The organism is Vibrio sp. (assembly GCF_038138445.1).
Taxonomy (GTDB): domain Bacteria; phylum Pseudomonadota; class Gammaproteobacteria; order Enterobacterales; family Vibrionaceae; genus Vibrio.
Genome location: NZ_JAYQDQ010000007.1, coordinates 1 through 26,946 on the forward strand (window position 1 = coordinate 1; position 26,946 = coordinate 26,946).

18 protein-coding genes are annotated in these 26,946 nt (G+C 42.5%); 3 read left to right on the plus strand and 15 right to left on the minus strand.

Translation table 11 applies throughout. The features are described from left to right. Window positions 1-363 precede the first annotated feature (363 nt). The 3 genes from AAFM34_RS03750 to AAFM34_RS03760 all read left to right on the plus strand — a co-directional run bounded on the left by AAFM34_RS03750 (window position 364) and on the right by AAFM34_RS03760 (window position 5,051). A complete protein-coding gene (locus AAFM34_RS03750) occupies window positions 364-870 on the plus strand; it encodes a hypothetical protein (protein WP_341660114.1) in 507 nt (168 codons plus the stop codon). 279 nt (window positions 871-1,149) lie between these two features. Further along, window positions 1,150-3,147: a glutathione synthase gene (locus AAFM34_RS03755; protein ID WP_341660116.1), complete on the plus strand. Its 1,998-nt coding sequence runs from the start codon at window positions 1,150-1,152 to the stop codon at window positions 3,145-3,147. 44 nt (window positions 3,148-3,191) lie between these two features. Further along, window positions 3,192-5,051, plus strand: a complete 1,860-nt coding sequence (locus AAFM34_RS03760; RefSeq protein WP_341660118.1) for a DEAD/DEAH box helicase family protein — start codon at window positions 3,192-3,194, stop codon at window positions 5,049-5,051. 58 nt (window positions 5,052-5,109) lie between these two features. Here AAFM34_RS03760 and AAFM34_RS03765 read toward each other — a convergent pair whose 3' ends face one another. The 15 genes from AAFM34_RS03765 to AAFM34_RS03835 all read right to left on the minus strand — a co-directional run bounded on the left by AAFM34_RS03765 (window position 5,110) and on the right by AAFM34_RS03835 (window position 26,320). Next, window positions 5,110-5,277, minus strand: coding sequence for a hypothetical protein (locus AAFM34_RS03765; protein ID WP_005376180.1), 168 nt, complete (start codon window positions 5,275-5,277; stop codon window positions 5,110-5,112). Between the two features lie 11 nt (window positions 5,278-5,288). Next, the gene (locus AAFM34_RS03770; RefSeq protein WP_236110298.1) at window positions 5,289-6,005 is read right to left on the minus strand and encodes a zeta toxin family protein; all 717 of its coding nucleotides are present in this window, start codon (window positions 6,003-6,005) and stop codon (window positions 5,289-5,291) included. Continuing rightward, complete coding sequence (pglZ, locus tag AAFM34_RS03775) at window positions 6,005-8,047, minus strand: BREX-1 system phosphatase PglZ type B (RefSeq protein ID WP_341660123.1); 2,043 nt, start codon at window positions 8,045-8,047, stop codon at window positions 6,005-6,007. The genes AAFM34_RS03770 and pglZ overlap by 1 nt, the downstream gene beginning before the upstream one ends. Next, window positions 8,047-9,852: a DUF262 domain-containing protein gene (locus tag AAFM34_RS03780; RefSeq protein ID WP_341660125.1), complete on the minus strand. Its 1,806-nt coding sequence runs from the start codon at window positions 9,850-9,852 to the stop codon at window positions 8,047-8,049. The genes pglZ and AAFM34_RS03780 overlap by 1 nt, the downstream gene beginning before the upstream one ends. After that, a complete protein-coding gene (locus AAFM34_RS03785) occupies window positions 9,845-12,511 on the minus strand; it encodes an Eco57I restriction-modification methylase domain-containing protein (RefSeq protein WP_341660233.1) in 2,667 nt (888 codons plus the stop codon). The genes AAFM34_RS03780 and AAFM34_RS03785 overlap by 8 nt, the downstream gene beginning before the upstream one ends. After that, window positions 12,511-13,233, minus strand: coding sequence for a hypothetical protein (locus tag AAFM34_RS03790; RefSeq protein WP_341660127.1), 723 nt, complete (start codon window positions 13,231-13,233; stop codon window positions 12,511-12,513). Before AAFM34_RS03790 ends, AAFM34_RS03785 begins: the two co-directional genes overlap by 1 nt. 153 nt (window positions 13,234-13,386) lie before the next feature. Beyond that, window positions 13,387-16,860, minus strand: a complete 3,474-nt coding sequence (gene brxC / locus AAFM34_RS03795; protein ID WP_341660129.1) for a BREX system P-loop protein BrxC — start codon at window positions 16,858-16,860, stop codon at window positions 13,387-13,389. A gap of 12 nt (window positions 16,861-16,872) precedes the next feature. Further along, window positions 16,873-17,421: a BREX protein BrxB domain-containing protein gene (locus AAFM34_RS03800; protein ID WP_341660131.1), complete on the minus strand. Its 549-nt coding sequence runs from the start codon at window positions 17,419-17,421 to the stop codon at window positions 16,873-16,875. Beyond that, window positions 17,418-18,197, minus strand: coding sequence for a hypothetical protein (locus AAFM34_RS03805; protein WP_341660133.1), 780 nt, complete (start codon window positions 18,195-18,197; stop codon window positions 17,418-17,420). The genes AAFM34_RS03800 and AAFM34_RS03805 overlap by 4 nt, the downstream gene beginning before the upstream one ends. Beyond that, window positions 18,190-19,077 (minus strand): YafY family protein, encoded by an 888-nt coding sequence (locus AAFM34_RS03810; RefSeq protein ID WP_236110292.1) that lies wholly within the window; start codon window positions 19,075-19,077, stop codon window positions 18,190-18,192. The genes AAFM34_RS03805 and AAFM34_RS03810 overlap by 8 nt, the downstream gene beginning before the upstream one ends. Window positions 19,078-19,491: 414 nt before the next feature. Next, a complete protein-coding gene (locus AAFM34_RS03815; protein WP_236110291.1) occupies window positions 19,492-20,937 on the minus strand; it encodes a sigma 54-interacting transcriptional regulator in 1,446 nt (481 codons plus the stop codon). Between the two features lie 2 nt (window positions 20,938-20,939). Beyond that, on the minus strand, window positions 20,940-22,472 hold the full coding sequence (locus tag AAFM34_RS03820) for a phosphatidylserine/phosphatidylglycerophosphate/cardiolipin synthase family protein (protein ID WP_236110290.1): 1,533 nt from the start codon (window positions 22,470-22,472) through the stop codon (window positions 20,940-20,942). Window positions 22,473-22,484: 12 nt separating this feature from the next. Beyond that, window positions 22,485-23,144, minus strand: a complete 660-nt coding sequence (locus tag AAFM34_RS03825) for a hypothetical protein (RefSeq protein WP_341660138.1) — start codon at window positions 23,142-23,144, stop codon at window positions 22,485-22,487. Between the two features lie 18 nt (window positions 23,145-23,162). Continuing rightward, window positions 23,163-23,594: a hypothetical protein gene (locus tag AAFM34_RS03830; RefSeq protein WP_341660140.1), complete on the minus strand. Its 432-nt coding sequence runs from the start codon at window positions 23,592-23,594 to the stop codon at window positions 23,163-23,165. Further along, window positions 23,591-26,320: a DEAD/DEAH box helicase gene (locus tag AAFM34_RS03835; protein ID WP_341660141.1), complete on the minus strand. Its 2,730-nt coding sequence runs from the start codon at window positions 26,318-26,320 to the stop codon at window positions 23,591-23,593. Before AAFM34_RS03835 ends, AAFM34_RS03830 begins: the two co-directional genes overlap by 4 nt. Window positions 26,321-26,946: the final 626 nt, after the last annotated feature.

Sequence of the window (26,946 nt, forward strand, 5' to 3'; positions counted from 1 at the left end):
CCTTGGAACTTCAAACATTAACAACACCGCCCCGTGGGTTCATGGGGCGCATACAATTTACTCCAGTTTTATGGTGCGAATAATGACGGGCTAGTTTCTCGATGAGTTTATTTGAATTGATTAAGACATCTGAACCTCCCTATCAGCAAATCACTGGCTATCTTTCCAGCGCAGCTGGGCCACGCCTATAACGTCACTTGATAGAGTCGATTAAAAAATACTTACCCAAATTTTTTTAGGACAATAATTATCCTGAGAATACAGATGGTTGAATTCGAAATTCACACAAATCATTGAATTTATGCATTTATTTGTATTAGACAAGAAAATTCACTCAAGTAATATTGTTGTAATGAATAAGCAATGGAAACAATTGCAAGAACATCACTGGTGTCAATTATGAAACGTGAAGTCAACTACAGAGAACACACAACCGAAGCAGCGGCATTCGTTGCTTTTGCTAGACATCTCAAGTGCGATACACAAGCAGCAGCTCGCGTTGGTGCTGCGCAAATGATTAAACGTGTTTGCCGATTGCGGCTTATCGACCACCGAAAAATTGATAGTTCAGAATATCAAGTGTTTGCCAAGTTAATTGAGCGCGATGGCTTATATGCAGCACAACTTTACAAAGAGATAATTAGCATACGCGAAATTCCTGTTTCACTTAATCAACCGAAACAACGATTCTTGGCTCAAGCTGAGCGCATTTTTGCAGCAGTTCTCAATCATTGTGGCAAAGACCTTTTTGATGGAGAAGTGGCAGATATTGAACTGGTGCTTGCTAAGCTGCACTTTCAAATAGAACGCTTGAAAGAAGGCGAAGAGCAAGAGCCGTCACTGACTAAAAGCCCTATCACTTCTGTGTGACGCCACAAGAACTAAAATACGGTCTTAATTGTACTTATTAAGAACTACCCCGAGGCGATAGCTTTCCCACATGATCATTACCCAAAATTGTTAATGCCTGGCCTATTAGAATCGGGAATGAACGATGCTACATGCTCTTTGCCGTAGTTTAATGCCGCAACTTATAATCAAGCTTAACAATCCGTGTCATTAACTCTAATTCATAAGTAGTTTTCACAAAAGCAGGTCTAATCGGTATAATATGCAACTATTATTTTGGTGACAGTTAGGCTAGAAAAATTGACAACTAAAGCAGACAAACTTCGTCATATGGTTCATACCATACTTGAAAGTAACACTCTTCACTCGCACCAAGTCAATGCGGCTTCGAAAACATTTAATGCTCTTATTGGTGATGTGCGAGCAGTTGTAACTGCGGCAGAAATGCAAGCAGGTAAATCAGGAATAGCTCTTGCCTTATGCTGCTTACAAAGACTCAGTTTAAGTGACATCGATATCTGTGATCGCAAGCAGCTTAAAGATACACTCTACTTAGTGACCATGCCTGATACAGCACTAAAAGAACAAGCCGAAGCTGACCTAAGATTAGCGAAGAATGTAGTCGTTAGTAACTTTGTTAATTTTGAAAAAGCGTTGGAGAATGACTTTAAAGGAAACCCACCTAAGCTGATCATCATTGATGAGTGTCACTACGGTTCAAACGTATCTGCTGTCAGATACAGTAAGATCTTTGATTACCTTGAACAAGAGAACGATAGCTGTAAAGTAGTATTCATTTCTGCTACTCCTTTCAGTGCTCTGTACGGAGCGGAAACTGAATATCAAGAGGCTATTGAAATTCAACAAGAGGCCGAATACGAAGACGATCAGGCTCTTATTCTTGAGGCGCAAGAAGCCGCCCAAAGTGCACTTAAAGACTCTATTTTGAGGCGAGATTTCAACACTCGATTAGTATTTCACAAAACCAGCGATGAATACTATGGTGTCCGTGAAATGTTAAAGAGTGGCAAAGTCAAAGGACTGGATCAAGACACTAAAAACTTCCTAGTAGACTCACCTGAACGTAACGAGTTTATCCAACAATTTAAGTCTCACGAGGGTATGGGGTGGTCTTTAGTCCGAGTTCCTGCTGGTTTTGCAATGGATGCTAAAGAATTTCTGATCAGTCAAGGCGTAGATGAAAGTTCTGTTTATATTCTTGGCAACTCGCTAACTGGTGTTCCCGAGGATGAGCATTGCAGTATAGAACGCTTTAAACGTGAGTTTGATGATGCTCTCATCTTTGAGGATAAATTAATTGCAATCACTGTTGCTGGCGCAAGAGCTGGCATCAACTTTGGTGCAATGATGAAGAACAATCTAATTTCGACTTGGGATAGTACCGTTGCTAGCGTTGCAGCAGTTGTACAAGCCAACATAGGTCGTGCGTGTGGTTACCATGGCAACAATTCTTCACTGCACTTTACGAATCTCAATGCAACAGAAGCTTATGCCTCTATTTTGGATCACTTAGAAAAAACGTGCTCCGAGGAAGCTGCCTCAGACTTTGATGGACTAAAAGAATTCTTTGAAGATGTATGTCAAGAGTATCAAGTTAACGGTCTAGATGTTGGTTTAACGATCAAATATAAGCGTAGACGACCTATCGGTGACGTTGAAACCTATCGGACAGACAGTTATATCGCTGTTCCAGCTAAACTATTGGATGACGAAGCAGACTTTACCCAATACACCAGAGATAAACACCTTCTTCAAGCTATTGAGATAATTCGCAATGAGTTTACTGCCAAAGGAGCGCCAAGCGTCAAAGGCAATCGAGCAATGCGTGGCAAAAAGAAGAACTGGATAAAAGCACAATGGGTCAATGGTGACAGTTACAACAACCCTGAGAAAGCTCATGCGGACGGTACTCAGGAAGAGAAAGCAAAGCTCTACACAGCAATGCTAGACAACGATGAATACCTTGAGTTTAACCGTGTTGTCGCTCCTGGTTCAGGCGAACTGTCAGAAAACAAGCTAGTCACCGCGACCATATTCAGTGTATACAACATCTCTCGTCGCCAGGTTGATAAAAAAATTATGACCTTAGAGGATGTTTATGACATGTGTGATTATTTCGATATCGAGCGAGACGACACAATGTTTGTACTCTACAAACGTGGTGAATACGATATCGAGCGTTCCATCGCAAAGAAACAACATAATGAATTGCCTGAAAAATCTGGAGATCTAAGCGATGAATCTCATTTTTCAGACAAAACCGAATCGGTATATTAATAATCTTAGCGGGGGCTTGTTAGCTCCCACTTTTGGTACTAACCATGAATAACTCTGATAAGCACCGCAAACTTGCTGAGCATACTATTTCAAATAATACGTATCCACACCAACGCGAAGCAGCACAACAAGCATTCAACCAGTTTAAGGCAGGATCTAGAGCAGTCGTCATTGCTGCGGAAATGCAATCTGGTAAATCAGGTGTTGCACTTGCCCTATCTTGCTTGCAAAGACTTTCACTTTCAGATGAAGTGATAATCGACAGAAAATGTCTGAAAGACACGTTATATTTAGTAACCATGGCTGACCTTACGCTTCAAGAGCAGGCTAAACAAGACCTGTCTGCTAGCAAAAACGTGGTCGTCAGTAATTTTACAAATTTTGAATCCGCAATAAAGACACACTTCAAGTTTCAAGCCCCTAAGCTGATCATTATTGATGAGTGTCACTATGGTTCAAGCATTGATAGCGTGCGATACGACAAGGTTTTCAATTACCTTGAGCATGACAATTGCCACTGCAATGTTGCCTTTGTCTCTGCGACTCCGTTTAGTGCGCTCTATGCGGCTGGTGAAGACTCCATTCTCCGCCATAACTTCAACACCTCTTTGGTCTTCCATAAAACCAGTAATGAGTACCATGGCATTCGCCAAATGCACCGCAATAACCAGATCATTAAACTGGATGAAAATTCACGTGATTTTTGCGACAGCTCGCTGTTGAGAAACCGTTTTATTCGCCAAATCAAAGAACATGAAGGCTCTGGTTGGTCATTAATTCGAGTACCTAGCAGTCAGGCAAAAATTGCAAGAGATGTTTTGCTCTCTAACGGTATTGAGCCACATCAAATTCATATTATTGGTCAAAAACTAGTAGGCCTAGAAGAACATGAACTCTGCTCTATCAATGACTTTAAGCGTGAATACGAAACTGCTGCATTATTTGATGACAAACTGATAGCAATAACAGTAGCGGGATTTAGGGCTGGCGTTAACTTCGGTCAAGAGATGAAAGAGACACTGATCAACTCTTGGGATAGCACAATTGCTAATATTGCAGCGGTTGTACAAGCTAATATTGGTCGAGCTTGTGGCTATCATGAAAATACTACAGCAAAGCACTACACCAACCTCGATGCAGTCAGAGCCTATGGTGAACTACTTGATCATTTAGAGTCCAATCATAACAGCCATGAGTTTGAAGGACTTCATCAGTTATTTGACCAAATTTGTTCACGTTATGAAGTAAGAGGGTTTGACCGTGGTACGACAATAGCCCCTGTTTCTGAAAACAAGATTACGAAAAAACTTACCGATAGCAAAACCTACTCAACCAAAGGCTATATTGCTGTCCCTGGTAAACTTCGAGACCCTGATTTCGATTTCTCCATCTTTACTACTGACCCAGAACTTTTAGAAGCTATTAGCTTAATCCGTCAAGAACTAATCGGTGATGATGGGCCGTACAGAAAGAAGAACCGCGCCCTTCGTGGTGAACATCAGAATTGGATCAAAGCACAATGGGTAAATGGCGCAACATATGATGATGGAACTCAAAGTTGTGCAAAGGCAAGAGCATTAGCTTTCACCTCACAACTAAATCAAGGTGAAAAGGTTTCCTTTAACCAGGTAGTAAATCCAGGTGGTGGTGAGAAAACGGAAGATAAGCGAGTCATGGCGAGTATATTTAGTACTTATAATCTCTCTGGTCAGATGGATGCTTTCAAACGTTCTCTAGATTCGGATGATATGGAAGAGATTTGTAGCTTACTCGATGTTGAACAAGACAATACTCTTATCGTTCTGTACCAACGTGGATCATTCTTGGAATCTAATTCTGAAGATGAACAACGTCTTAGCCATGACATCCAAACCACTCGGATACGACATAACAGTGTTTTCTAGGAACAACAAAGCCGCGATATTCGCGGCTTTGTTTTAAATACACTAGTTGCAGTATTGCTTAACAGTGACAGTCGTGCTGCTTAGCTTTCGCTATCATTGTCTTCTGCTCTTCGATGGTTTCTTTCACCACCTTATCAAAAAACTTACGTTTTTCACCAGAAGAAGCGTTACGCACAAACTCAGAGAAAGGGGTTGATTTTACCTTTTCACGCTTTGTAGTAAACATCCTATCCTCCATTACTTATTTAAGCCAACGATGGCTTCTAAAGATTCGCGATTGTACTTTTTACGCAGAAGTGCGTCAATATCGCTTACGTTAAAATGAGGTCTTTCGTTCCTGCCGTCAATATTTTTCTCAATAAAAATGATATCAATTTGATCTTGGAAAAGCTTTTTCAACTCACTGACCACTCTTTGTGATTCCATAAACTGATTCACAAACACTTCTTCAGGAACCCTTCTACCCTCGACAATTTCTCTTGCTTTAACTAAACACCAAGCCTGCTCTGGCTCTTGGTAAACAAAGATAATAAGAACATAGCGATTACGTTTTAGAGAACGCTGAATGTTATCTTTAGCTTTTTCGAGGCTAGATAGCGTAGAGTCTAATATAAAACTAACATCCCTTTTTAATGCTCTATCATGAATCGCTTCTACTAAAAGAGTAGCAGGCCTTTGAAATAAGGGAGAATTTATTCCATCGTAATCCTCAAACTCCTTGCGTAACTCATCATTTTCTATATGAACAAGATCTACGCCAGATTCCTTCTTGAAGGTCTTAATCATGTTGCGAGCCGTTTCGGTCTTACCTGCACCTGGAGAACCCGCCATGAAAACCGACACGGCAGACTCCTCCTGAGGTAAGTGATCGACCATTTCTTTTGCAAGCTTCTTTTTGAGCTTCTTAGCTTCTTTAATCGCTTTTTCTGTGATCTGTTCTTCTCGAGATGACATTACTGAGCGTTCCTAACGTTTAATACAGGCGTCAAACACTCCTGTAATGACAGTCCACCATGATTATAGTGATCGCCCGACACATAGCCTGAGATACCAGGTGCCATAGCGATAGAAACACTCGGGTTCCAGAACCAAGGTACGACTAAGCCATCATATTGAACATTACTCTTCAATATCGCACAGCGACGTTGGCGGTTTGTTCCCAATGACTTGTGAATTTCACCTTTTGGTAAGCCATCTGGCACCCATAGCCAGCCGTGGTCTGTGACGATTTTGATGTGCTTCCACCCTGCGTCCAATAGACCTCGGATTCGTGCGACCACATCATCCAATACCTGCTCAATGTACTGTGGCATCTTTAACTGTTGCTTGTGACCTAAGTTATCTAGGTCTCCTGTTTGCACCCAGGCATAACCATTCGGTTCACCTGTTTCCAGTCCATCTAAGTATTGCCAGCCTCGCTCGGCAAGTAGCTTCTTGAGGTAGTGACTACTAAAAGACGCTTGTGTACTCGCTAGTGCAGGAATGAAGTCATCGTTGTCCTCTAAACCCGTTAGCAAATCAGCCAGCGGTGTTACTGCGGCTTTGGCTGTTGCTGTCAATGACGGGAGCGCAGACCATTGAGAAGTGAGATCGGTATTTACACCAATGGCTGAAAGTTTGTTCTCCAGTTGCTGAGCGGTATCGAAACGTAGCCCATCAACAAAGAAAATCACTTGGCTACCAACAGAGTAGTTTGCTGATGTTTCTTTTAACTGTTTATCTCCAGGGTAACCATTCAATCGGACTTGATCTTGGAAGTTAAGCGCTACCCTTTCCAACCACGGTGTGTATATAACAGCCAGCACATCAGCAACCAACTGCTGATGGTGAATATCTTTCGCTTTTGCCATCGCACTCAGCACTGCTGCATCAGCCTGCCAGAAACGACTGATATACAACTCAGCCATGCCCTCTGGAGAACCTGATGTAAATGGGATCTCTGTATGCTCAAGCACAATCGTAACTTGCTCTAAAATGTCTAACCAAGGAGAAAAGCCTAGCTGAGACCATATCCAATCTTGGCGCGATTGTTGGCCATTCCACAGTGCAGTGAACGTCTGCTTCAGGTTCTCACGATTACTGCCCGCAATTTGCTTAAATGCATCTTCAATAACAGATTCATCACGCAAGTTTTCGGATAAGTAATTTTGAGCGTCAAAAGCAAGCCCCGATGGTACTACTGTTTTTAGGCGGTCGACCAGTACAGGAAGATTACTTGCAGTCTCTTCAAATCGTTCCCATACGCCTTGCCACTCACCTTGAGCATCACAGAGCAGCTCCAAAGCAAGTGCCATATTCGCTTCGCTCGGTTCAAAACCGTATCTTGAAATGCAGGACTGGTTGAAAATATCCCACTTACTGCCTTGCCATTGCTCAGCTTTTTCGGTTGGGTTGTTTAACCATCCCAAAATATCTTTGATAGGATCATCGAGAACGATTGAGTAGAAATCTTCCGCTTCTAACTTTTTACCCATCAACTTCGTTGCTGGGGTTTCTAATAGATCGGGTAAAACCTTCAGTATCGCCTCTTGAGTTTTAGTGTCTTTTGCAAGATCGAATTCTAAACCGACTTTAGGATTAGTTAGAAATGAACCAACAGACCAGTCACGTCCTGCCGTGTTATACGCCCACCAGCAACCACGGTATTGCAGCTCAGCCAATGGTTGTAAATACTCAGGGCATTGCTCAATAGCTCGCAAATCTTTTCGCCCAACACCAGGAAGATAAATAATTGGCGTTTTATCTTCAGGTAGTTCGCACTCTTCTAGTTTTGCGGCAATCGCACACTTAACCCAAATCGCAGGGCCTGTACGTTCTTCTGGCTTGTATTCACCGAGTTCAATAAGTTCAGGCAACTGTTGTTTTATGTATGGCATTGCGGATTGCCATTGGCAGTCAATGTCTGTCCACAAAATGGCAGCGGGTGCTACTTGAACTGATTTATTAAAAGTTGCAGAGTTTCGCAACTGCTCGATTAAATAATTAACGACTAACATTAAAGCCTTTCTTTGTTAGAAATTGGTAACGGGTACATCTGCAAAATCTGTTGCACAAGATCTTGCGTTCGACTGTCGATTTGCTCGACTGACCATGAATCAGCTCTAGCAAGCTCAGCATTGAGGTACAAACCATTATTGTATCCCACAGGGCTGCCTTTCTTCTCCTGTCTATCTCGCTTTTCAATAAAGCTTTTGTTTCCAAGCGTACTGTTGTACCCAGAAATAGTCAGATTACCGAGTTTATGAGCGTGTGTTTCCAAATACTGCTTCGCCAAAGCCTCATCACTTTGTGCGATCATATCAACCCAGCACTGAGGAATATTTTCTCCTTGCGGGAAGATATGCTCAATAGTCCAGACAAACTGCTTACCTTTTACAGCCCACAAGTTACGCTCCGTCTCTCGTGTCATCCGACTCTGCTCTAGGGCACACAATACATAACGACACACCGACTTATTATCTGCGTATAAATTGCCTGACAAATCACGTTTGAATGTTTCGTCATCAGCACTAACTCGGCTTAAGCTCATCGCCACCGCATCAACAATTTCATCCCCTTGAAGAGTTGGTATTACCCCAGTCAAGTCCATAAAGATTCGAGTAAGATCGCGAGTGGCAGGTCTGTCGGTTGTATTACGTCTAACAAAGAAAGCAATCAATAACTTGGTGATGTTTTCTAAATGATCAAATGACAGCCCTAGCTTTTCTTGCTTAGCAAAAAGCAGCATCAAAAGCAGATAAGAAGGCACCCCTTGAACACGTTCTAAATCTTCAAGCAAATAAGAAAGCCTTGGTTGCTCTGGAACCTGGTTATGGCAAATGATCTGCGCATACAACTCAGAATGCTTAATCATCTTAGTAAGAAATGTCTCTGCATCATGTGAGATAAGCTTCTCATAGACTTGCATTAGGTTCGACTTAGTCGCAACAGGAACACTAACTATGTCTTTCAACTTAGGCTTAAACGCATTGTAGTATTGCCTAAAAAAGCGCTCCTGAACGCCATAATCATCACCGAGGTAACCTAATACCTTCGTCCAATTATTGAAATGCTTGTCAATTTGGCCTTCATCATCACTTTCAAGCTTAGCAAGTAGCTTGTTTTTAATAAGATCAATCGCGGTAAGTGGTACACCTCTATTGTTCAATGATTCAAACAATGTGTACGCATCAGAATGACTTGCCACCTCAATCCTGACTAAGGTTGCAGTATTCACTTTTTCTATTAGTGATGTTAGCGCTGACACTCTATCGCTTGATTCTTGGAGATATTCCTTAATTCGAGAGCTGAAATGTCGGAAAGCTCGAACAATTCTCCGATTACCCGCATTTGAAGGGTAGTCGGCTTCTTTGAGTACGCCCGCTTGATTTAATACCCAGAAATAATCCTGCTGATTGCTATTTTGAACCTGCGGCACAATACGAGTCTGATCTGCATTGCTTTTCAAAATCAACTTGTGCTTCAAGTTATGAAGTTCGAGTTGTTGTTCAAATTCAAGTTCTACGTCAAGGTTCTTGAAGCATGAGTATATGGCTGCTTTAAGCAATGACAGAGTAGTCATTCTCTGTTGACCATCAACCAGCTCCAATGATTGTACAGCTAGTGCGTCAGTACTTTGATTGATACAGATAATAGAACCTAAAAAGTAGCTTGGATCATTGTCGAGCAAATCCTCAAATAATGTATCCCACTGCCATTTACCCCAAGTGTATTCACGCTGATACCTAGGGATAGCGTAGATGACTTTCTCATCTACGCTAAACAAGGCAGAAACCGCGTAGTTTTCTACCGACTTAATCATTCACTTGTTCCCTAGCCGCTTTCTTTTCAGCAAGCGTCAGATGATGATCGTTAATACGACTACCCTCACTCTCACCGTAGACTGGGCCAAGATCAAACCATGGAGCATAAGCGACATCTGTACCACGGTCTTTTTTCCAGTGGATGTTTGGCTTACCACGCAGTACACCTGCGCCTTTTTTGCCCACGTCTTTCGCTAGCATAAATGGACGGATGTTCAAACGTACACCATCATTCAAGTCTGGGTTCCAACCAACTGGCTGCTCTGCTAACGATTTCCAACGCACGAAGATATCCAAGTCCTTTTCACCAGCTAGGATAGCTTCGAGTTGTTTTTTGAGGTTTTCAGCCGCTGTTAACCGAATGTCGGCACCATCTTTGCCGTCAGCTAAATCACGTTTCTGGGTACTGATCCAGTCATCTAGGTAAGTATAAATCAGGCGCTCAAGGCCCTTGTAATCAAGCATGTGGTAGTTAACCAGTGCTGAGAAGCCATCCTTCAAGCCATCCCAAATCTGCCAAATGAATGGGCGGTGCTGGAATAGTTTAGTGTGTTGGTCAAAGAACTTATCACGCAACCAGCTTTCAAGATCTTTCGCTTTTACTGCTTTAAGTAGGTTTTGCTCGACTGAACTTGTCCATTCGTCACCGTAGGCTTTGTGTAAAATTGCTTCTAAACGCTTGGCTGCGGTTTTCTCACCACGTACTGCTGGAATACAAACAATACCGTCATCATCTATCAAGCCTGCAAAATCTGCGTTCTTCTTCATCACCTCGCGCATTTCTGGTGCAAGTTCCATTTCAGGATCAAGTTCAGCTGGCCATTGGTAACCGAGTAAACGAGCGACAGCGACTTGAAGTACGGTGTCATCTTGGCGTAAAGCACCTACAGCAGTAGTTTTAGACTCTTCGTTCCAAATGACTGATGCGCATGGGTGACCATGGAAAATCCATTGAGTTGGATCATCGGAGTACGGTAGAGGAAGGCCGTTAGGAAAGTTGTCTTTCGCGACCATACCCCAATGATTTTTGTCAAATGGAATTTTTACCAAGGTCGCATTCGTAACATTTTTCTTTTTGTCAATTTTCCTTACTTCTTCATTAAATTTTGAAGATTGACAAAAAGCCCATATACCGGGTAAATCATAATCTTCTGTTGGTACAATCATCGCGACAGATTGGTCATATAACTCTGTACTATATAGGTTCGCAACCAATTGACCCATTTGACTAATTGAAACGCCTCTTTTGCCCCAAATATTGTGTCCTCTTTTCCATGAACCACCTAAGCGACCGTTCAGTGAGTCAACGTGTTTCTTATATACGCCTCCGCCATTGCACCAACGGAAAAGCTGAGTAAGTCCACTGTAAAAACAACTATCTACCGATGTTGTCTGTTGTAACTGCCACTCGTTACTCCAAGTATCAAAATCCCAAAAGTTACGCGTAAATCTTGGATTGTCTCCATTGTTGATTCCCGCAAGCGCTTGTGCTCGCTGCTCTAGAAGCTCCATATCAGTATTTCTCTCACTCAATACTATTCTAGAGTCAGAATGCTCCAATAGAGAATTAGGTTGCAGCGTTAGTAAACTGTCTGAAGCTAGGAGATCTTGCTTGTCAGTGATTGCTTTCAATTGAGTTGAATCCAACCCTACTATGTCTTGATCCGAATCATTCAAAATGAGTAACACTACATCAGCACCAACTTGCGACTCAAAGGCATTACTCCCGAGTTGTGCGATAAACGAAATACGCTTTTTAGCCAATAGCTCTCTTCTAAATTGTTTATAAGAAGACTGATACAACCAGTTTTGAGGTAAAACTAAACACTGCGTTTTTTTAGATACTAGTCGTTCTCCTCTTGAAACAAAGGTAGTAGCTAAATCCGCACGAGCATTGTGAAAATGCTTCTTACTGTAATCCCTGAGAATTGGATTTTGCTTCTTTTCACCCAAATATGGAGGGTTGGTGATTATTAAGTCATATCTTTGGGAAAGCAACGAAGACGCATTTATAATACCTTGAGCTAGAACTCTAGATGCATCTGTTGTGTGACTACACTCCATATTTTCTAACAAACTACTCCAAGGTTCCTTAGAGTTGCTATCTAAACTCTGAAGTGGATCTATCAAACTACCCAAAATTGGCGCATCTTTAAAAGTCTCCTGCATCCAAGCAATTGCATCTGTTAATGCTTCATCGCCTTTCGCTAAATCTTTCCACTCTTTTTGAGCTTCAGTAATCGACATACCAGAACAGGCTAATTGAAGCTCAGGTAACACACGGTAGCCGCCTGCATTTGGGTAGCGCCATGCTTCTAAAGCCAGTGCAAATGCCGCTAGCTCTACACAGCGTTGATCTAATTCTAAACCATGGATATTATCGCGCAGTACCGCATCAACCGCTTGCTGCTCAGATAGACCTTCAAGTTGCATACGCATAGGGACAAGCATTAAGAAAACAGCAACAAGGAAGTGACCAGAGCCACAGCAAGGGTCAAGTGTTTTAAGCTCTGATAAGTTCTCAGGCCATTTTTCAAACCCACCCGCTGCTGGTTTCCATTGAGTTCCGTCTTCTTCTTTGGAGAAGCGAAGGTATTCTAGAGGAACGCCAGGAATAGAAGCCAGCTCACGCAGCTCTCGCTCGTTGTTTGCACGAATTAAATCATCTTGAGAAAGGCGTTTATTGGCCCACCAAGCGCATTATCAAGTAAGAAGCTCACCATGTAAGGCTCTGTAAATAGTTGGGTAACAGGGCTTAGTTCTTGCGCACCAATTTTTACACCAGACTTGTTAACTTGATCTTTCTTCTTGGTTTGCCAGAACTGGTAACACCAACCTAAGCTGTCTTGCGCTTGGTAGGTTTGAGGGTCTAATTGTGCAATCAAACTTTCTAGTTCCTCAACGCGGTTCATCGATAGCTTGATATCGAAAACAGGCGAATCAACACGGAAAATTTGTGGAAGCATTTTTTGTGCTAAGCGACCTGCAAGCTCCCAGCCGTCTTTACAATCTGGCTCTTCTTCTGCCAACTCAAAACATTCGTCCAGTGTGACTGGCGTGTACTCGTCATACATCAATAGATTGTTTTGCTCTAGGTAACGAGCAAACAGCATACGATGCCAATGCTCATAGGCCATTTCGTTGATTAGTCGCTCAGTTTCTTGTTTGCCATCTTTTAATTTGTCACCGAGCTGACGAGCGTGGGCACGCAACTTATTACGTAGCGCACGTTCTTCTTCACTTAAATAACTTGGAGCTTGAGCTTCTGCCACACCCAAACGTTGTAGCGCTTCAAATACGGCTTTCTCTACAATATCGCGGGCTTTAACTACCGTATCTTCTAGCTTCTTACGCAGTGTTTTATCTAATGCTTGTCTCATATCGTTCTTCTTAATTCTATTAGTCTGCCCTACCTGGATAAGAGCATTTGGACTAGTGAGATAGTGTTCGTTAACCACAAACTTCAATTCGCCTAGGGGAATACCTCCTAGGCGATGTCCTTTTAGAAGGTGGTTTCTAAAAACAAAGTGATATTACTGTGGTACAACTGGCCCGTTTTCTAACTCTGAACGTAGCTCTCGCTCTATTTCAGCTAGCCACTTCTGTAAGTCATCTTCCGTTTCTAGCAATGGTTTATTGAGCTTGTAGTACTTCGTTTTAGGTTGAAGTTCACTGATCGCATCTTTTAATACCGCATCGAAGATGCCAGGAAGCAAGGCAACTTTGTCATTCCATCGATCAAAACTGGTTTCATCTAGCGAGTTGAATACCGAGTTCTCGTCAGCAATATTAATTGCTGGAATAACGTCTAAGCTGCGCTTCTTCAAAAATTCATTACGTTTTGCTTCATCAAGCTTTTGCCAGTTTTCATCTGCTAATAAGTCAGACATACAAGCGCGATGCTCTTCTTCATAGCGCTCACGATGTGCAGTTAGCGCGGTGCGAAGTTCATTGGTCGCTTTGTCTAGCAACGGTTTAACTGGGCAAGGTTCAGATAGCAAGCTTCGGTTAGTTACGATTGCCTGTTGTTCTTGTTGCAGCTCTTTGAATATCGCAAGTGGGTAACAGTACTCCATCGCTTGCGTTAGCTTCTTCCATAGCTTCATACGAAGTTCAGCTTTATGCGCTTGATCTTTCCACTGCTGGAAGTCACTAATCAATTGGTCTTTATTATCAAATGCTTTTTGCAGTTGGTCATTACCTGAGTATATTTCAAGATCTGATAGTAAAGCGGTACTTGGTGCCATAGGGAGTGGCGCATCACCACCCGCACTGCGAGCCACATTTTTTGCATTAATAATCGAAAAAGGTAGCTTCGTTGCCTCTTCACCTGTGTTGCAGGCTTCTTCAAGCAAGGTAGAAACCACACCACGGACTTTAATAAGCTGAACTTTAGATAGCGTTACGTTTTCTGGTCGGAACTTAGTTTGCGTCACTGAGCTACGATCTAGACTTTTGGCATCAATCGCACGCTCTTGCACATCAGACGCTCGTAGCACGCCTGCCGCTAACATTGCATACAACGCACCATCTACGACATCTTTACCCCAACCGTATGGCGCATCATTGAAGTTGTCTCGAATGTCTTTACCTGTTTTCATTGCGCCAATGAAACGGTAAATCTCAGCACACACTGGTTGTTGATTTGCTTCTCCGTTGAAGCCTACCGCTTCAAGCGCATTTGGATCGGCAAGTTGGCTAGCTTGACTGTACACTTTTGCCCAGCCACGGCTATCTGCCATTTTGAATTTGTTGTAAAGGCGCTGACACGCTAAAGCACCTGCATTTTGAATTTGTTCTGCAAGTGTCTCGCCTTCAACTTCTTGACCACCAGCTAAACGCACTTGTATCTGTGAAAAGATATCGCTCAAATAGCCTTTCTTGGCACGCTCAGCTTCACTCAAACGAGTTTCCATTGCCTGTAAGGCGTCTTTACCCGCTTCTGTTGTTGCTCGACCACGAACCTCTAACGTGTTTTCTGCCGCTTTAAGCGCAACAATGGCATTCTTAAGCTCACTACGGTGGATCGTTGGTACATAAACAAAGATGGTTGCACCATCTGGATCTGCGCCACGAGAAAGGTCATTAAATTGCTTCTCGGTTTGCTCTGGTGCCCAAGCATAAATGCGTTTTGTTGCTTCATTTGGCAACTCTGAATCAAATGACACGTTGATCACTCGTGGCTCTGCTACCTCACCTTGGGTGATTCGAGCTTGAGCTACTTGCTTTGTAATATAACGTTGGATTTCTTTCGAACGGTACGCCTCTAATGTCTGAGGGTTACCCATAAGATCGTTTTCTTGGCGACGGAACTCGTCATACCAAGCTTGGCTTTCTACCGTCTGTAAACTGAACTCGCGCCCCTGTGCTGTCTCGCGGGACATAATTAGGTGCTCATCTTCAAGCTGTTGCAGCATTTTAGGCACAAGCGGGCGAAGCTTGTGTTTGTCGTTTTGCAGATCCTCTAGTAGCAAATCAGATAGCGTATCTACTGTTGCATAAATGCCGTACTCCATCTCTGCTGGTAGCTTGCTAATCAGTAAAATCAGAGATAATAAACGACCTTGCAGTTGCGAATCTTCATCACCACCACGCTTACGACTGATGGTTTCGTAAATCTCCTTAGAGATCACACCTGTTTGCAGCAAGTTTGTTGAAATCTGATCATAAAGAAAGTCAGCAGGTACGACATAACCTAACTCTTTATCTGCTGTTGTCTTTAACGCTTCATGCACAACACGGAGTTGGTTACGGAGTTGCGAACCTGTGCCTGTTTTATCTAGCGCTGGTAAGATTCGTTCCCAGAAACGGCGGCGGACAGGTAGTAGTGGATAGTCTGGCACCATCCACTTTTCATCATCTTTATTGTGCTCAATGGTGCTGCCACGTAGGTGACGAGAAATTTCTCCTAAGTTATCATCGACAACCGTTTTAACAGCATTTTCTGCTGACGATTTCTTTTGTAGGATAACTTTACGGATAACTGCATCTACATCTGTGTCTTCCAACTGCACTGGAACTTGGAAACGACCCATTAATCTCATTAAATTTGCCATACCAGACAAGGCACTTTGCCCCGTCGCAACAAACAATAACTTTGACTTAAGCGCACTAGCGCCACTACAGGTCTCTACTACTTCTTGTACATCAAACGCTTTTTGAACATTGTCACCGATGTACTGCTGGACTTCATCCAGAACAACTAGAGTAAGTGGTAATTCGCCGTCATTAGAAATGGCATCAACAATCGCAGAGACCATCTCATCGTTGGTAACATCATCAATGATTTTATATTGAGCGCGTAGCATCTCGCGCACTTCTTTCATATCTGCGCCGATTCCTGGAATCGCTTGTAAAACCGCATCATGCATGATTGGAGATACGTGTAAGTTTTTAAGCTCTTTCGTCCAAGGGTCTACACCCTCTTTCACTTTTGCCTTAGCTTCAACAAATGACTTAACTTGTTCAAAAACGCCTTCCGATTTTAGCCACATGACAAAACGTGCTAGGTGATATTGCTCTGGTAAACCAGCGGATTTAAAAATGATACCAAGAAACGCCATGCGAACTTTATCGCCAGCACCTGCACCTAAAGTACCTGAAGCTGCATAAAGGCCACCGTTACCTGCGGCAATGGATGATAACTCATCAAAATGCTTCGCAATGTGCTCTGGTAAGTCTGCGGTTGAGCGGGCATCAGAGCCGTTATTTAGCGTTTGGTTTGTCCAGAGTGTACGCAACATTTTAGCAAGGTGAGATTTACCTGAACCAAAGAAGCCACTGATCCATACGCCTGGTTGCTCATTGTTTGTCTTAAACGCTGACAAATAGTTGCTCAGAATGCTGTCCATGCCTTTGGCATATGCACCATCACAAACAAATGTACGCAACTCATATTCAAGCGTATCTAGCGCACCTTTAGACAGGTCATCCTTTACTTGAGCAACTCCGTTGTTAGCCAAGCGGCTGCTAACAGGATCGTTTACAAAAATTTCGCGGTTTAACATTGAATAAAGCCCTTATGACGTTGCTGAAATGGCGGTTGCGTGATATCCCCAACCGTCTTTCGCATCTAATAATTGATAGTTGTTGTTTTGTACTTCACCAGGGAAGAAGACGACTAAACGCCCTGTCACCTTTTCAGCTAAAGATTCGACGACCCCAGACACAGATGCGAATCCAAATAGAGTGCCGCAGCCAAGAAGAGCAATGACTCCATCTTCTGTTTGATTTGACTCGACTTTATTGGTCAGTTCTTCGACTAGTTCATCGGCGAAGTCATCGTACAATCCTTTAAGATACTCAGGATCTTCAAAGTAGGTTTCTTTGTAATCTTGATCCGACATCCAGTTTTCGAAACTATGAGTCAAATCTAGAAGTTGCCAAGGGTGGCTATGCTTAACACATGCTTGTTCAAACTCTTCGACACGCGCACGAAGTTTTAGCTCATCTTCTTTGTGGTAGACCAGAAAGATGGTTCGCTCATCAGCAGAAACCGCCACTGGCCATGGAATACTAATGTGTTTTTCAAAGCTTGTTAGTAGCTTGGATAATCGATCTGACATCATTTGTCCTCAGATTCGTTTAATTCAGGCATGACTAGGCCAGGGAAAGTTACTTCAACGACTTCACTTGCCTGCTTGAAGTTAATCATTCCTCTTAGCGATGCTCTATGTGCTAGTTCAAACAATCGTTCTTTATCTTGAGCCAACATACGACACCAAAAACTATCGAATAAACGTTGCCCGCTTAGCCCATGGCAGTGGGCTAGAAATAGAGCGTATGAGACATTCACATAGCTCACTTCTGGGATTTCCCGATACTTCTTTGCTCTACCTGATAGGTATCCTGCTTGAGTCCAGGTTCCATTAATGTTTTGTGCGAAAGATTTTAGGGATGCCGCACTGAAACGCTCAGGGTCATCTTTGGATAGAAAGGTCTCCATTGTCTCTCTAGACAAATGTTGACCAGGTTCTAAGTTTAAAATCACTTCAGCAGAACTACGCAACAATGGATCTCTGGCTACAGCAAGTTGCAACGCTAGAATAGATTGAGATCCTTCATGCTGCTCCCACCAGTCTCGAAGGACTTTAAAGAGGAAGATATCAGGTGATAAACCATACATTGAAGCCAGAGGTTGGAAACTGTATTTACGTGCATTTTCACTTGGTTTTTGAAGAACGTTGAATACTTCAATATCTTCTCTGTAGTCTTCTAAGGTTGCGTTTTCAGGACGTCCAAATAATAAGACCTTTAGCTCTTCGATCATCATACTGCGAGATGTATGGGCACCACTATTACCGAACTTAAAACCCAGAGCTCTCAGGTAAGCTTTATTATTCATTGTTATTACCTTCGTAACCAGGGGCTAAACTGGCGGTCTCAACACCATAAATAACTGCATTTTCTTCTAGTGCTAAATGGTATTGCTGTGGATTTAATTGATAAGTACTTGAGCAATCGACATTCCATTGGTTTAGTAAATATCCAGCCAGCGCAGCACGGCATTCAACTTGAAGCTTGCCATGAACCATACCGTAATCAAGTTCTATCGCTTCAGGGTGTTTTGCCGTTGGATGAGGAACAAAGGTTAAATCAACAATGCGGTTCCACTGCTTGTCTGCTGAAATCGATTCTTTGACACTATCGATTTCATTCGGAGCAAGGCTCGCGGATTTTATGCGAGTAAGAACAAAATCACGAAAAGAACTTGTCGAACGATCATAAGCACGAACATGCCAACGACTGCCGTTATTCGCAAGGCTATGAGGCACAATTGTTCTAGTTGAGTTACCAGAACTAAGGGAAACGTACTTAATCTTGAGAGCCATTTTTTGGTGTATGGCACGCATAACTGCCGACAGGATATCAGTCGAAGGTTTGTTCAACTGTTGAGGCTGAATACAAACTTGGCTGTTTTCCAGTTGACTCGCCAATCCATCACCAAAACCTCTAGCAAGACTCACTAATACGGTATCTGGGTCGTGGTCAAACAGAGGCACAAATTGGTCTGTACGATGATAAGACTTTGATTGATGAATTAGCTCTAGGTTGCAAGGAGCAAACTCTTTATAAGTGGCGAAGTCACGAGTTGCAGCAGCTAAACCTGTTTGGAATTTAGCGATGAGATCGGCTCTAGCAATCTCACCAAAGTAGCTCAAACTAAAATCGATAAACGCCAAGCGTTCTCTTTGAGCATGAGGTAATTGGTCGAGTTTTTTCATCAGAAACTTCTGTTGAGAATATCTGACGGCAAATGTACTCTAAAAGCAAGCATGGAGCAATCAAAATGATTAGATGATGTGATAAGAAAAACACCTGATTTTTTACTTTGACTTCATTTTTTGATGTTGTCCTCGCTTCGCGAGAAAGCAGCCCAGTTATATGCATCATCACAAAAGGGATCAGTACGACGCTCAAACTTACTGTACACGTGAATGTAAAACAACAACCAACGCCGTAATCACATGCTCAGCCCCCCCCTCTCACATCATAAAACTGGCTAACCTGCTGGCGAAAGCCAGGCCAAATTTAGAACGACACTTCAGCCAGTTGCAATATTGGGAAAGATTGGATGTATTTCCTCCCTTTTAGCACCCACCCAGTACCTGCAATACATCGACAAGTAAACAATGAATTTAATTACCTCTCATATATTTTTGTAGCGTTTTTTGATCCACCTTTAATGATTCAGCAGCTTTAATCCATGTCCCAAACTGCTTTTTGGCTGCGACTGCAAATTCCTTATGAAACGCTTTGGTTAGCTCATCCTTAGTTGTACCTGATAGGTCACCAAAGGTGAATCTTGTTTCTGAACTATCATCTTGGATAACCTGTTCGACTAGCGAAGCCAATGAACTTGAGATTGCCGACTCTGTATCTTGGGCACTTAAAAACGCACACGTCATATATGCCAGCTTTTTTAGGTCACGCAAGTTACCTGGCAAATGTGAAGAGTTAAAAAACCGGATTAATTCATCTGAAACTGGAGCAGCCGTAGGTAGATTAGGGTTAGTATTGACTTCCTGCCAGATTCTTTGCCAATCAGCTGAAAGATCTTCTCTGCATACTCGAAGTGGAGGAATGGCTACAGTAAGCATAGATACACGATCAAAAAAATCAGCATCGAGCACAGTAGCCAATTGCTTAAGCGATTTGTTACTCGCACAAACTAGCTCAAAGTCAGATGTTTCCTCAGTGTCGCTTCCAACGGGGCGAAAACTGTGGTGGTTATCTTGAAGCACTCTAACCAGCTTTCGTTGAACTGAATTTGGTAAGTCTTGGATCTCGTCCAAGAACAATATTTTGCCATTTGCTTCTTTCAAAAGCCCCTTGCGATCCTTTTCAGCCCCAGTGAATGCACCTTTTACGTGGCCAAACAACATACTATCTACTACGTGAGAATCTAATCCACCACACGCTAGGGTAACCACGGACTTTTGCTTCACTTTGCTGACAACGGTTTCAATCAACCTCGTTTTCCCAGTGCCACGCTCACCTAATACAAGTAAAGGAGCTTTAGGAACCGAAGAGAACTGCTTTAACGTTTGCAATGCATCCTGCCTTGCTTTTGATTTAGGGTCTAAATCATAAAGGGCGTAACCGCCCTCTGAACTTGAAATAGCTGAGATCTCTGCAAGATATGTGTTTACGCTGAAGTCAACTTTAGCAATGCTAGTTCTTTTGGTATCGGGGTTATATTGTGATGACCAGAGAACTGTTCCCTGTGGAAAACGCCCCCGAGCATGAAGAATCAACCAAACCGCATGCATCGCCGGTGTTCCCGGCGAAACATTGATATGAAGATGTTGTTCAAGATTTAGCTCTGGAATAACCTCAGATTCTATTGCGTGATAAATTTCGTTGTGATTAGCTGGGTTCTCAAGACCTAAAGTTCGAAAGCTGAGCTGTATATCGCCAAATTCATGCTGCTTATATAGAGCATTATCATCTGCTGACTGAGTTAGTACTATTACTTTGCCAATAGAAACTTTACGGTTCTTAAGCCGCTTTAACGCTTCATCTAATACCTCAATCCCAGCTCTTTGGGAGTGCCAACAAAGCAGAGTGTTATTTATATCCACAGTTACACCTCCAATACGATTCGGGCATTTGGCAACTCACTTTGCTTCAGCCTTTTTGCCATGGCAAGTTCGGGCTCTTGGCGAACTGTAATAGCTAACTGTTTTTTTGTCAGACGAATAACCTTTGGCTCATAACTTTTTCTAGACGCCCCTGTATCCTGCTTTTTAGAAGCTTTATCCTTCGCTGTTGAAGGTCTAAAATACTCTGGACTGGTGTTAGTGATAACAGGCGGCTCTATACGCCATTTATACTCAATCTTGTGAGAGGTATTTTCCCGCCAGTTTGCATTGGGTATTTGGGGTTGTTTATCCATATCAGACAAACAACCTGCTTTTATAGGCGATAACTCAACAACCTTTACTTCGCTAACTGAATACTTCTTGAATACATTATTTTCCCAAGCTTCAAAACCACCAGAAATCATCCCTAGACTCATATCTGTGTTTAATACATTGTGGCTATTAGTTAAAAACACATCTAAGCAGTTCATCAGTTCTGTTACCTGAGTACCAGTGACTTTCACACCTAACTCAAAGCCTTGATCCATGCCATGCGTTTGAAAATTGGCTGACATCACCATGCCATGCATTCCATCTACTACAATCGCTTTCGCATGCAGCCATTTAAAACACATCACTGATGCACCCGCCTGTTTCATAGCCAATAGCGCTGGCATGGCTGCGGGTCTTTGGCGGGATAGAACGGTGACTTTTACCCCCGACTTCGCACGTTCACATATTGCCTTTACAAGCTTATGATCCTCATGCCATCCAAAACTTGATATGATGAGTTCTTTATCCGCTTTATTAATCAACGCTAATGCGTGTTCCCTAATTTGAGCGTCCTCACTAGACGTGACTAGTATTTCAGTCAATTTTCTTGGGTACTCGACGTTTCCCGGCGACTTGTATGCTGAGAATTCACCACGGTTTGTCATGTGGTGCTCCGCACTCTCGAAGATTGCCCAACGGAACACTTTCACGAGCTCATCTATTTGATACTGTGAAAGCGAGACCCCTAACTCTTCATTACGTTTAAGTGCTTCTTCTGTAAGGTTTGCCGTTAATAGTAACCCTTTCGCATTACCGGTTTCATGTAATGCGTCTATGACAACAGCTTTTGCATGGAAATGTGGCGCAGATGCAAAGTGAACATGTCCAGACAATTTGTTTAACATTTCCTTATGCTGCACAAGACACTTTTTACCAAAGTCATCATCAGGCACATCACCATCAAGACGAGTCTCACATGCCAATAGTATGTACACACGAACTTTTCGCTTAGCAGCTTTTAGGACCGCCGATTCGACATTCTCATCAGCAAGCAAAAACGTACTAAGAATAACCGAGTGCTCAGCATTATCGATTAATTCGACAACCCTTGATTGCAGTTCATTGCAGAACAAAGAGCTGTTAATAGGCTGCCAATCAGATACCTGTTTTGGTACAACAGGTAAAAGCACAGGGGGCAACTTGGTATTTGATTGATCAACAATCTTGGTTTCTGTTTTAGTAAACTTTTCAATTAGATTCATCACTATTATTCCTTATAGGTTCCAGTCATGGGCAGCAATCACATGCCAGGTATGCTGATCTTGCTGGTCTTCTTCAATCCAAAACTGATTTGCCAGTTCAGCCCTATCAGGTAGTGTGAAATCCCAACCTTTAAAAGGTTCGAGTGCTTTTTCTCTCCAAACTTGGTACTTGTTATTGGTGGCGTACGTATTGATATTTTTATCTAATCTCCATTCTGCCCACTTTATAGCATCCGACTCAGTAAATGCTGATATCGATAGATTGGGTAACTTCATAGCATCGAACGAGCCCAACTTGGGAACAGAGGGGCTTTTTACGCTTACCGAGCGTTTCATATTGATTCGCTCAGATTCAGTTGTCTTTTCAAAAGCTACAGACAAGATTTCCGTTTGTTCATCCCATTGTTCAAGCAAGCCCTCACTATGTAGAAGTACTTTCAAAACTTGATGGCGGCTGATTGATTCAACCCGACGTGAAAATATAAGATCCTTTCCACGCTTTACATCGATATTGCCATCAGTCACATTCCACTCGATGTGATACGGTTTTCCTTGAGGTGAGATGCGCTCACCTTTAAGTTCAATTTTGTCCACGCGCACTTCCGCTCCCCCACCTATTGGTTGTTCTTGCAAACCAACGAGTTCCTTAACGGATTGAGGTATCTTCAACATTTTATCAGCTCGCGCTTTTTAGCTATGACGGTTCTTCCCAAGGCCGATTGACGCTGCACTTGGTTCCTTATGCGCCTCAATTGTCAAAAGTGGATGAGGCAATAAAGGCTCATCGCAAATACATAACTTCCAACATCCATCAGTCGGAACTAAAACATGGTCTCTGTTTAGTGCCGTTTTTCCAGTTTCAGTCAATGTATATTTGCCTCGAAGTGATTCTGCTAGTCCATATAATCGACAAAGATTAAGTAACCTTTCAGCGACGACACTACGCCCAAATTTGTCTCCAAATAAGTGTTCAGAGCATTCGGTAGAATTCGCATTCGGATAATCGTGGAGGAATTGCAGCACGCAGTTGATTTCTGGGCGACTATCTGCCAGTGCTATTTCACCCTGAATGAGCCACGTTTCTGTTTTTATTTCCCGTTTTAATATGATGTCCTGGCTCATAGCGCCCCCTGTGATTCAGTCTCGATTGATGTAGACCAGTAAGAATTACTCGCAAAAGTACCTAACACACCCGATGCCTTTTGCATTGCAGAGCGGTTTCCGTACACAATGAGCTGATGCTTGGCTCTGGTAAGTGCTACATTCAAGCGATTTGGGCTTTCGAGAAAACTCGTGGGATGATTATTTGCGAAACTAAGCATGACAAAGTCAGCCTCATGTCCCTGAAAACGATCTACGGTACATATCTGAATATCAATATACGGCGATGTTTTATCACCTCGATAGAAATGCCTTACTCCGTGATGATTTCCCGTCCACTTTCGTAAAGCTCGACGTATAGCTCGCTCTTGCGCCCGATAGAAAGCCAGAACAGCAACTTCCCAAGTCTTTTGTTGGTTTTTCTCAATATTTGGGTTTGATTTTGCCCAAGAATCAAAGCGACTTAATTCTTTTAATATTTCCTCTACTTCAGCGGTGATTTCACCTTCTTTGCCTTTTCGACCTTTAACATCGTGCCATATACAGCGATGTGAGCCGTTTCTGTAACCCCAGTTGCGCTTTTCAGTCTGCCCATCTGGGCTATGCAAGGCTTTTTCATGGTATATGTGTACTCGGGAAAACTCGGCGATATCTGGATGCATTCGATGCTGGTAACTAAGCCGTATTTGTCGTTGATTCAAAACACTGATAGGAAGCCCATCAGACAATGCAGTCCCTTTCTTTTGATACTCTGTACGCTCAAATCCAACTTGCAGAGATTCAAGGATGGAAGGTAATGCGATCCTACGCACCCGGTCTATTGCTGTGAACGTATCTTTTTCTGAGTCAAATGGTAGTAGCGCTTTGATATCCTCCTTTAACTTGTTCGTAGTTTTAGAACTTCCGGTAGATTCCGAATTTAGGCGCTGTTCATACATACGCGCCAATCGCCAAGCTAAATGAGATTCCCAGCTATCAGTTTCTGTTTTGATTTTCTTGCGAGTTAATCTCGAATGGGCTGCCACTCGCATTTCTAACTGCTTAGGTAAAGTCGGCAGTCCCCTTATCATCGTCAAATCTAAGGGCAGATGATTTACATTCTGAGCAATGAACGCTTGCGAACCAATAACGATAGATGCGTAAGGGAGATCTATTTGCTGCTCTTTCGATGATGCAACCAATACATTTTTGGCCTCTGCTTGCCGATGATAAAAATCAATAGAATTGCTATCGTCAGTGCAAACTAAGGAGACTTCTCGCTTCTGACTATTAATTTGTTGAGCAGAGAAAACATCAGCGCACGCTTCTCTTTGATACCTATCCGGTAAGCATGGTTGCAAGTTTACTTCTGTAGCCTCGTCATCGACATAAGGTGAAAGCTGTTTTGGATCACCCACCATAATCCAACGCTTGGCAAGTACAGCTGGCACCAAAAACTCTTGAAAAGTCGTTTTTGAAGCTTCATCAATAATCATCACATCGAAAAGCGGTGATGTTGATTGCTTGTTTTTGATGTCAGGGTGCTGAAGTAGACCAATTGTTGTCCCGCAAACTAGATTTGCAGCCTCAAGAACTAGACGTTCAACAATATGTTTTCCTTCGTTCACTTTGTTTTTGAGTAGCTTCTGGCTGTTTGAGATATTTGGTTGATGCTGAAGATGTTTTAGCAATCTCGTTCGCTCAGTTTTAACAAACTCCTCCAATTGCCATGGTTTTGTCTTTTGAGAGACACTGGATTTATCTCCTATCCGTACTGGTAAAACCATATCGCGATACATGTTTTCATCAGACATCAGTCGCTCAAGAACATTATCAACAGCAACATGAGTTGATGCACAAAGTAAGATCCGTTTACCTCGCTTTATAAGTTGAAGGATCAGTTCGCAAATTGCTGTTGTTTTGCCCGATCCTGGAGGACCCTCTAGGAAAGCAAAATCTGGCGTATTGAGTGCAATATTTACAAATTCACGCTGCTGAGGTGTTCCCTCTCTTGTATCATCCGTAAGAACGTAATACTCATCGCTAAATATGTGTTCGTCATAAGGAACGCTGGGCCATTTAGCATGTTCTTTACCTTCAAACAGCCTTAATAGAGGGAGATGATGAATAGAAGGAGTGTCTTGTAAACTTTGCAATGCATTAATCTGACACTTTATCTGGTATGTATTTGGACGAATCACCAAATAGTCGTGTTTAGGCAAGCGATCCACTAGTAAGCAGTCATTTTCTACATTTCTGTCCAGGACTGAAATTGCGTTGGATTTATTAAATCCCACATTGCCTGGCGATTTCCCAGTCAAATGCCAACCATAGCCGTCCGGGCACTCATACGACGACAACCCACTACCTAATTCACTAGCAATTTCTTCCGCGTGCTCCTCAGTCGTATAAGCCATTTTAGGCTTACCGTGACTTCTACAGTTTGGGCATTCCCTAGCCGCACTACCTACAGCTTTCCATCTTGCAGGGCTGGCTTCGTATACAGTATCAGTACTCTCATCTAAAAAGAGCTTTAAGTTTTTTTCGAAATCACCGCAGTTATCAGCAGGCTCAACTAATTGTATCCATACTCCATTTTGAGCATCATCCAGCTTTTCCCAAGCTATAGCTTTAACAGCATTAGTACTTTCTAGGTATTTTCGAGTGGTATCTAGGTACTTATAAAACTCTCCTAGACCACTCACCGCTTTACCAAGCAGAATGTCTGGCCGATGAATCCCTAAGTTTGCATATCTCAATAACGCCATGTTTCTTCCTATGATCCAATTTACTGTCATCCCTAGACATCAAGCATCATGCCAACTACCTTAACGAAATAAAGTTCAACCATTTCATATAGTAAAATCGACATAGATTTATATTGAGCTGTTAAAATCACACCATTAGGTAATTTTTATAACCTATTGATTTCGATTTGTACATTTCACTTCTCTAGAAATTTAAAGGAAAATGGAAGCCAATAGAACAAAACCAGACACACCTTGACCAAGCCCTTACTCTTGAACAACCATGGTTCTTTGTCCTTTGATTTTCACCTCGCTTCGCGAGAAAACCATCCAGTGAAAATGGTACACTTTCGCACTTATCCTTTTATATATACAGAAACCTACCTCCCAGAAAAGTGTCCCTCTCCATGAAAGGTGCAAATAAATCTGGATTATTTTCCAGCCAAAAGGCTGGGTAAAAGACAAAAAATGCTACTTTAGGGTGTATGCCATTGACTCTTGGTTGATTTATATCAACACCAGCATTGGCTATAACTTTTTGTTTTTAAAGCTCATTTTATGTAAAATGACAGAATAATAAGTCGAGAGTTACATATATGTACTCCAAGCACGCTGACCAGTGCTAGACATAGAAAGAGAGCAAACAA

Bases quoted from the DNA above. Each gene is read 5' to 3' on its own strand.
- AAFM34_RS03750 (WP_341660114.1), top strand. From the start codon at position 364: ATGGAAACAATTGCAAGAACATCACTGGTGTCAATTATGAAACGTGAA.
- AAFM34_RS03760 (WP_341660118.1), top strand. From the start codon at position 3,192: ATGAATAACTCTGATAAGCACCGCAAACTTGCTGAGCATACTATTTCA.
- AAFM34_RS03765 (WP_005376180.1), bottom strand. From the start codon at position 5,277: ATGTTTACTACAAAGCGTGAAAAGGTAAAATCAACCCCTTTCTCTGAG.
- AAFM34_RS03770 (WP_236110298.1), bottom strand. From the start codon at position 6,005: ATGTCATCTCGAGAAGAACAGATCACAGAAAAAGCGATTAAAGAAGCT.
- pglZ (WP_341660123.1), bottom strand. From the start codon at position 8,047: ATGTTAGTCGTTAATTATTTAATCGAGCAGTTGCGAAACTCTGCAACT.
- AAFM34_RS03780 (WP_341660125.1), bottom strand. From the start codon at position 9,852: ATGATTAAGTCGGTAGAAAACTACGCGGTTTCTGCCTTGTTTAGCGTA.
- AAFM34_RS03790 (WP_341660127.1), bottom strand. From the start codon at position 13,233: ATGAGACAAGCATTAGATAAAACACTGCGTAAGAAGCTAGAAGATACG.
- brxC (WP_341660129.1), bottom strand. From the start codon at position 16,860: ATGTTAAACCGCGAAATTTTTGTAAACGATCCTGTTAGCAGCCGCTTG.
- AAFM34_RS03800 (WP_341660131.1), bottom strand. From the start codon at position 17,421: ATGATGTCAGATCGATTATCCAAGCTACTAACAAGCTTTGAAAAACAC.
- AAFM34_RS03805 (WP_341660133.1), bottom strand. From the start codon at position 18,197: ATGAATAATAAAGCTTACCTGAGAGCTCTGGGTTTTAAGTTCGGTAAT.
- AAFM34_RS03810 (WP_236110292.1), bottom strand. From the start codon at position 19,077: ATGAAAAAACTCGACCAATTACCTCATGCTCAAAGAGAACGCTTGGCG.
- AAFM34_RS03820 (WP_236110290.1), bottom strand. From the start codon at position 22,472: ATGAATCTAATTGAAAAGTTTACTAAAACAGAAACCAAGATTGTTGAT.
- AAFM34_RS03825 (WP_341660138.1), bottom strand. From the start codon at position 23,144: ATGTTGAAGATACCTCAATCCGTTAAGGAACTCGTTGGTTTGCAAGAA.
- AAFM34_RS03830 (WP_341660140.1), bottom strand. From the start codon at position 23,594: ATGAGCCAGGACATCATATTAAAACGGGAAATAAAAACAGAAACGTGG.
- AAFM34_RS03835 (WP_341660141.1), bottom strand. From the start codon at position 26,320: ATGGCGTTATTGAGATATGCAAACTTAGGGATTCATCGGCCAGACATT.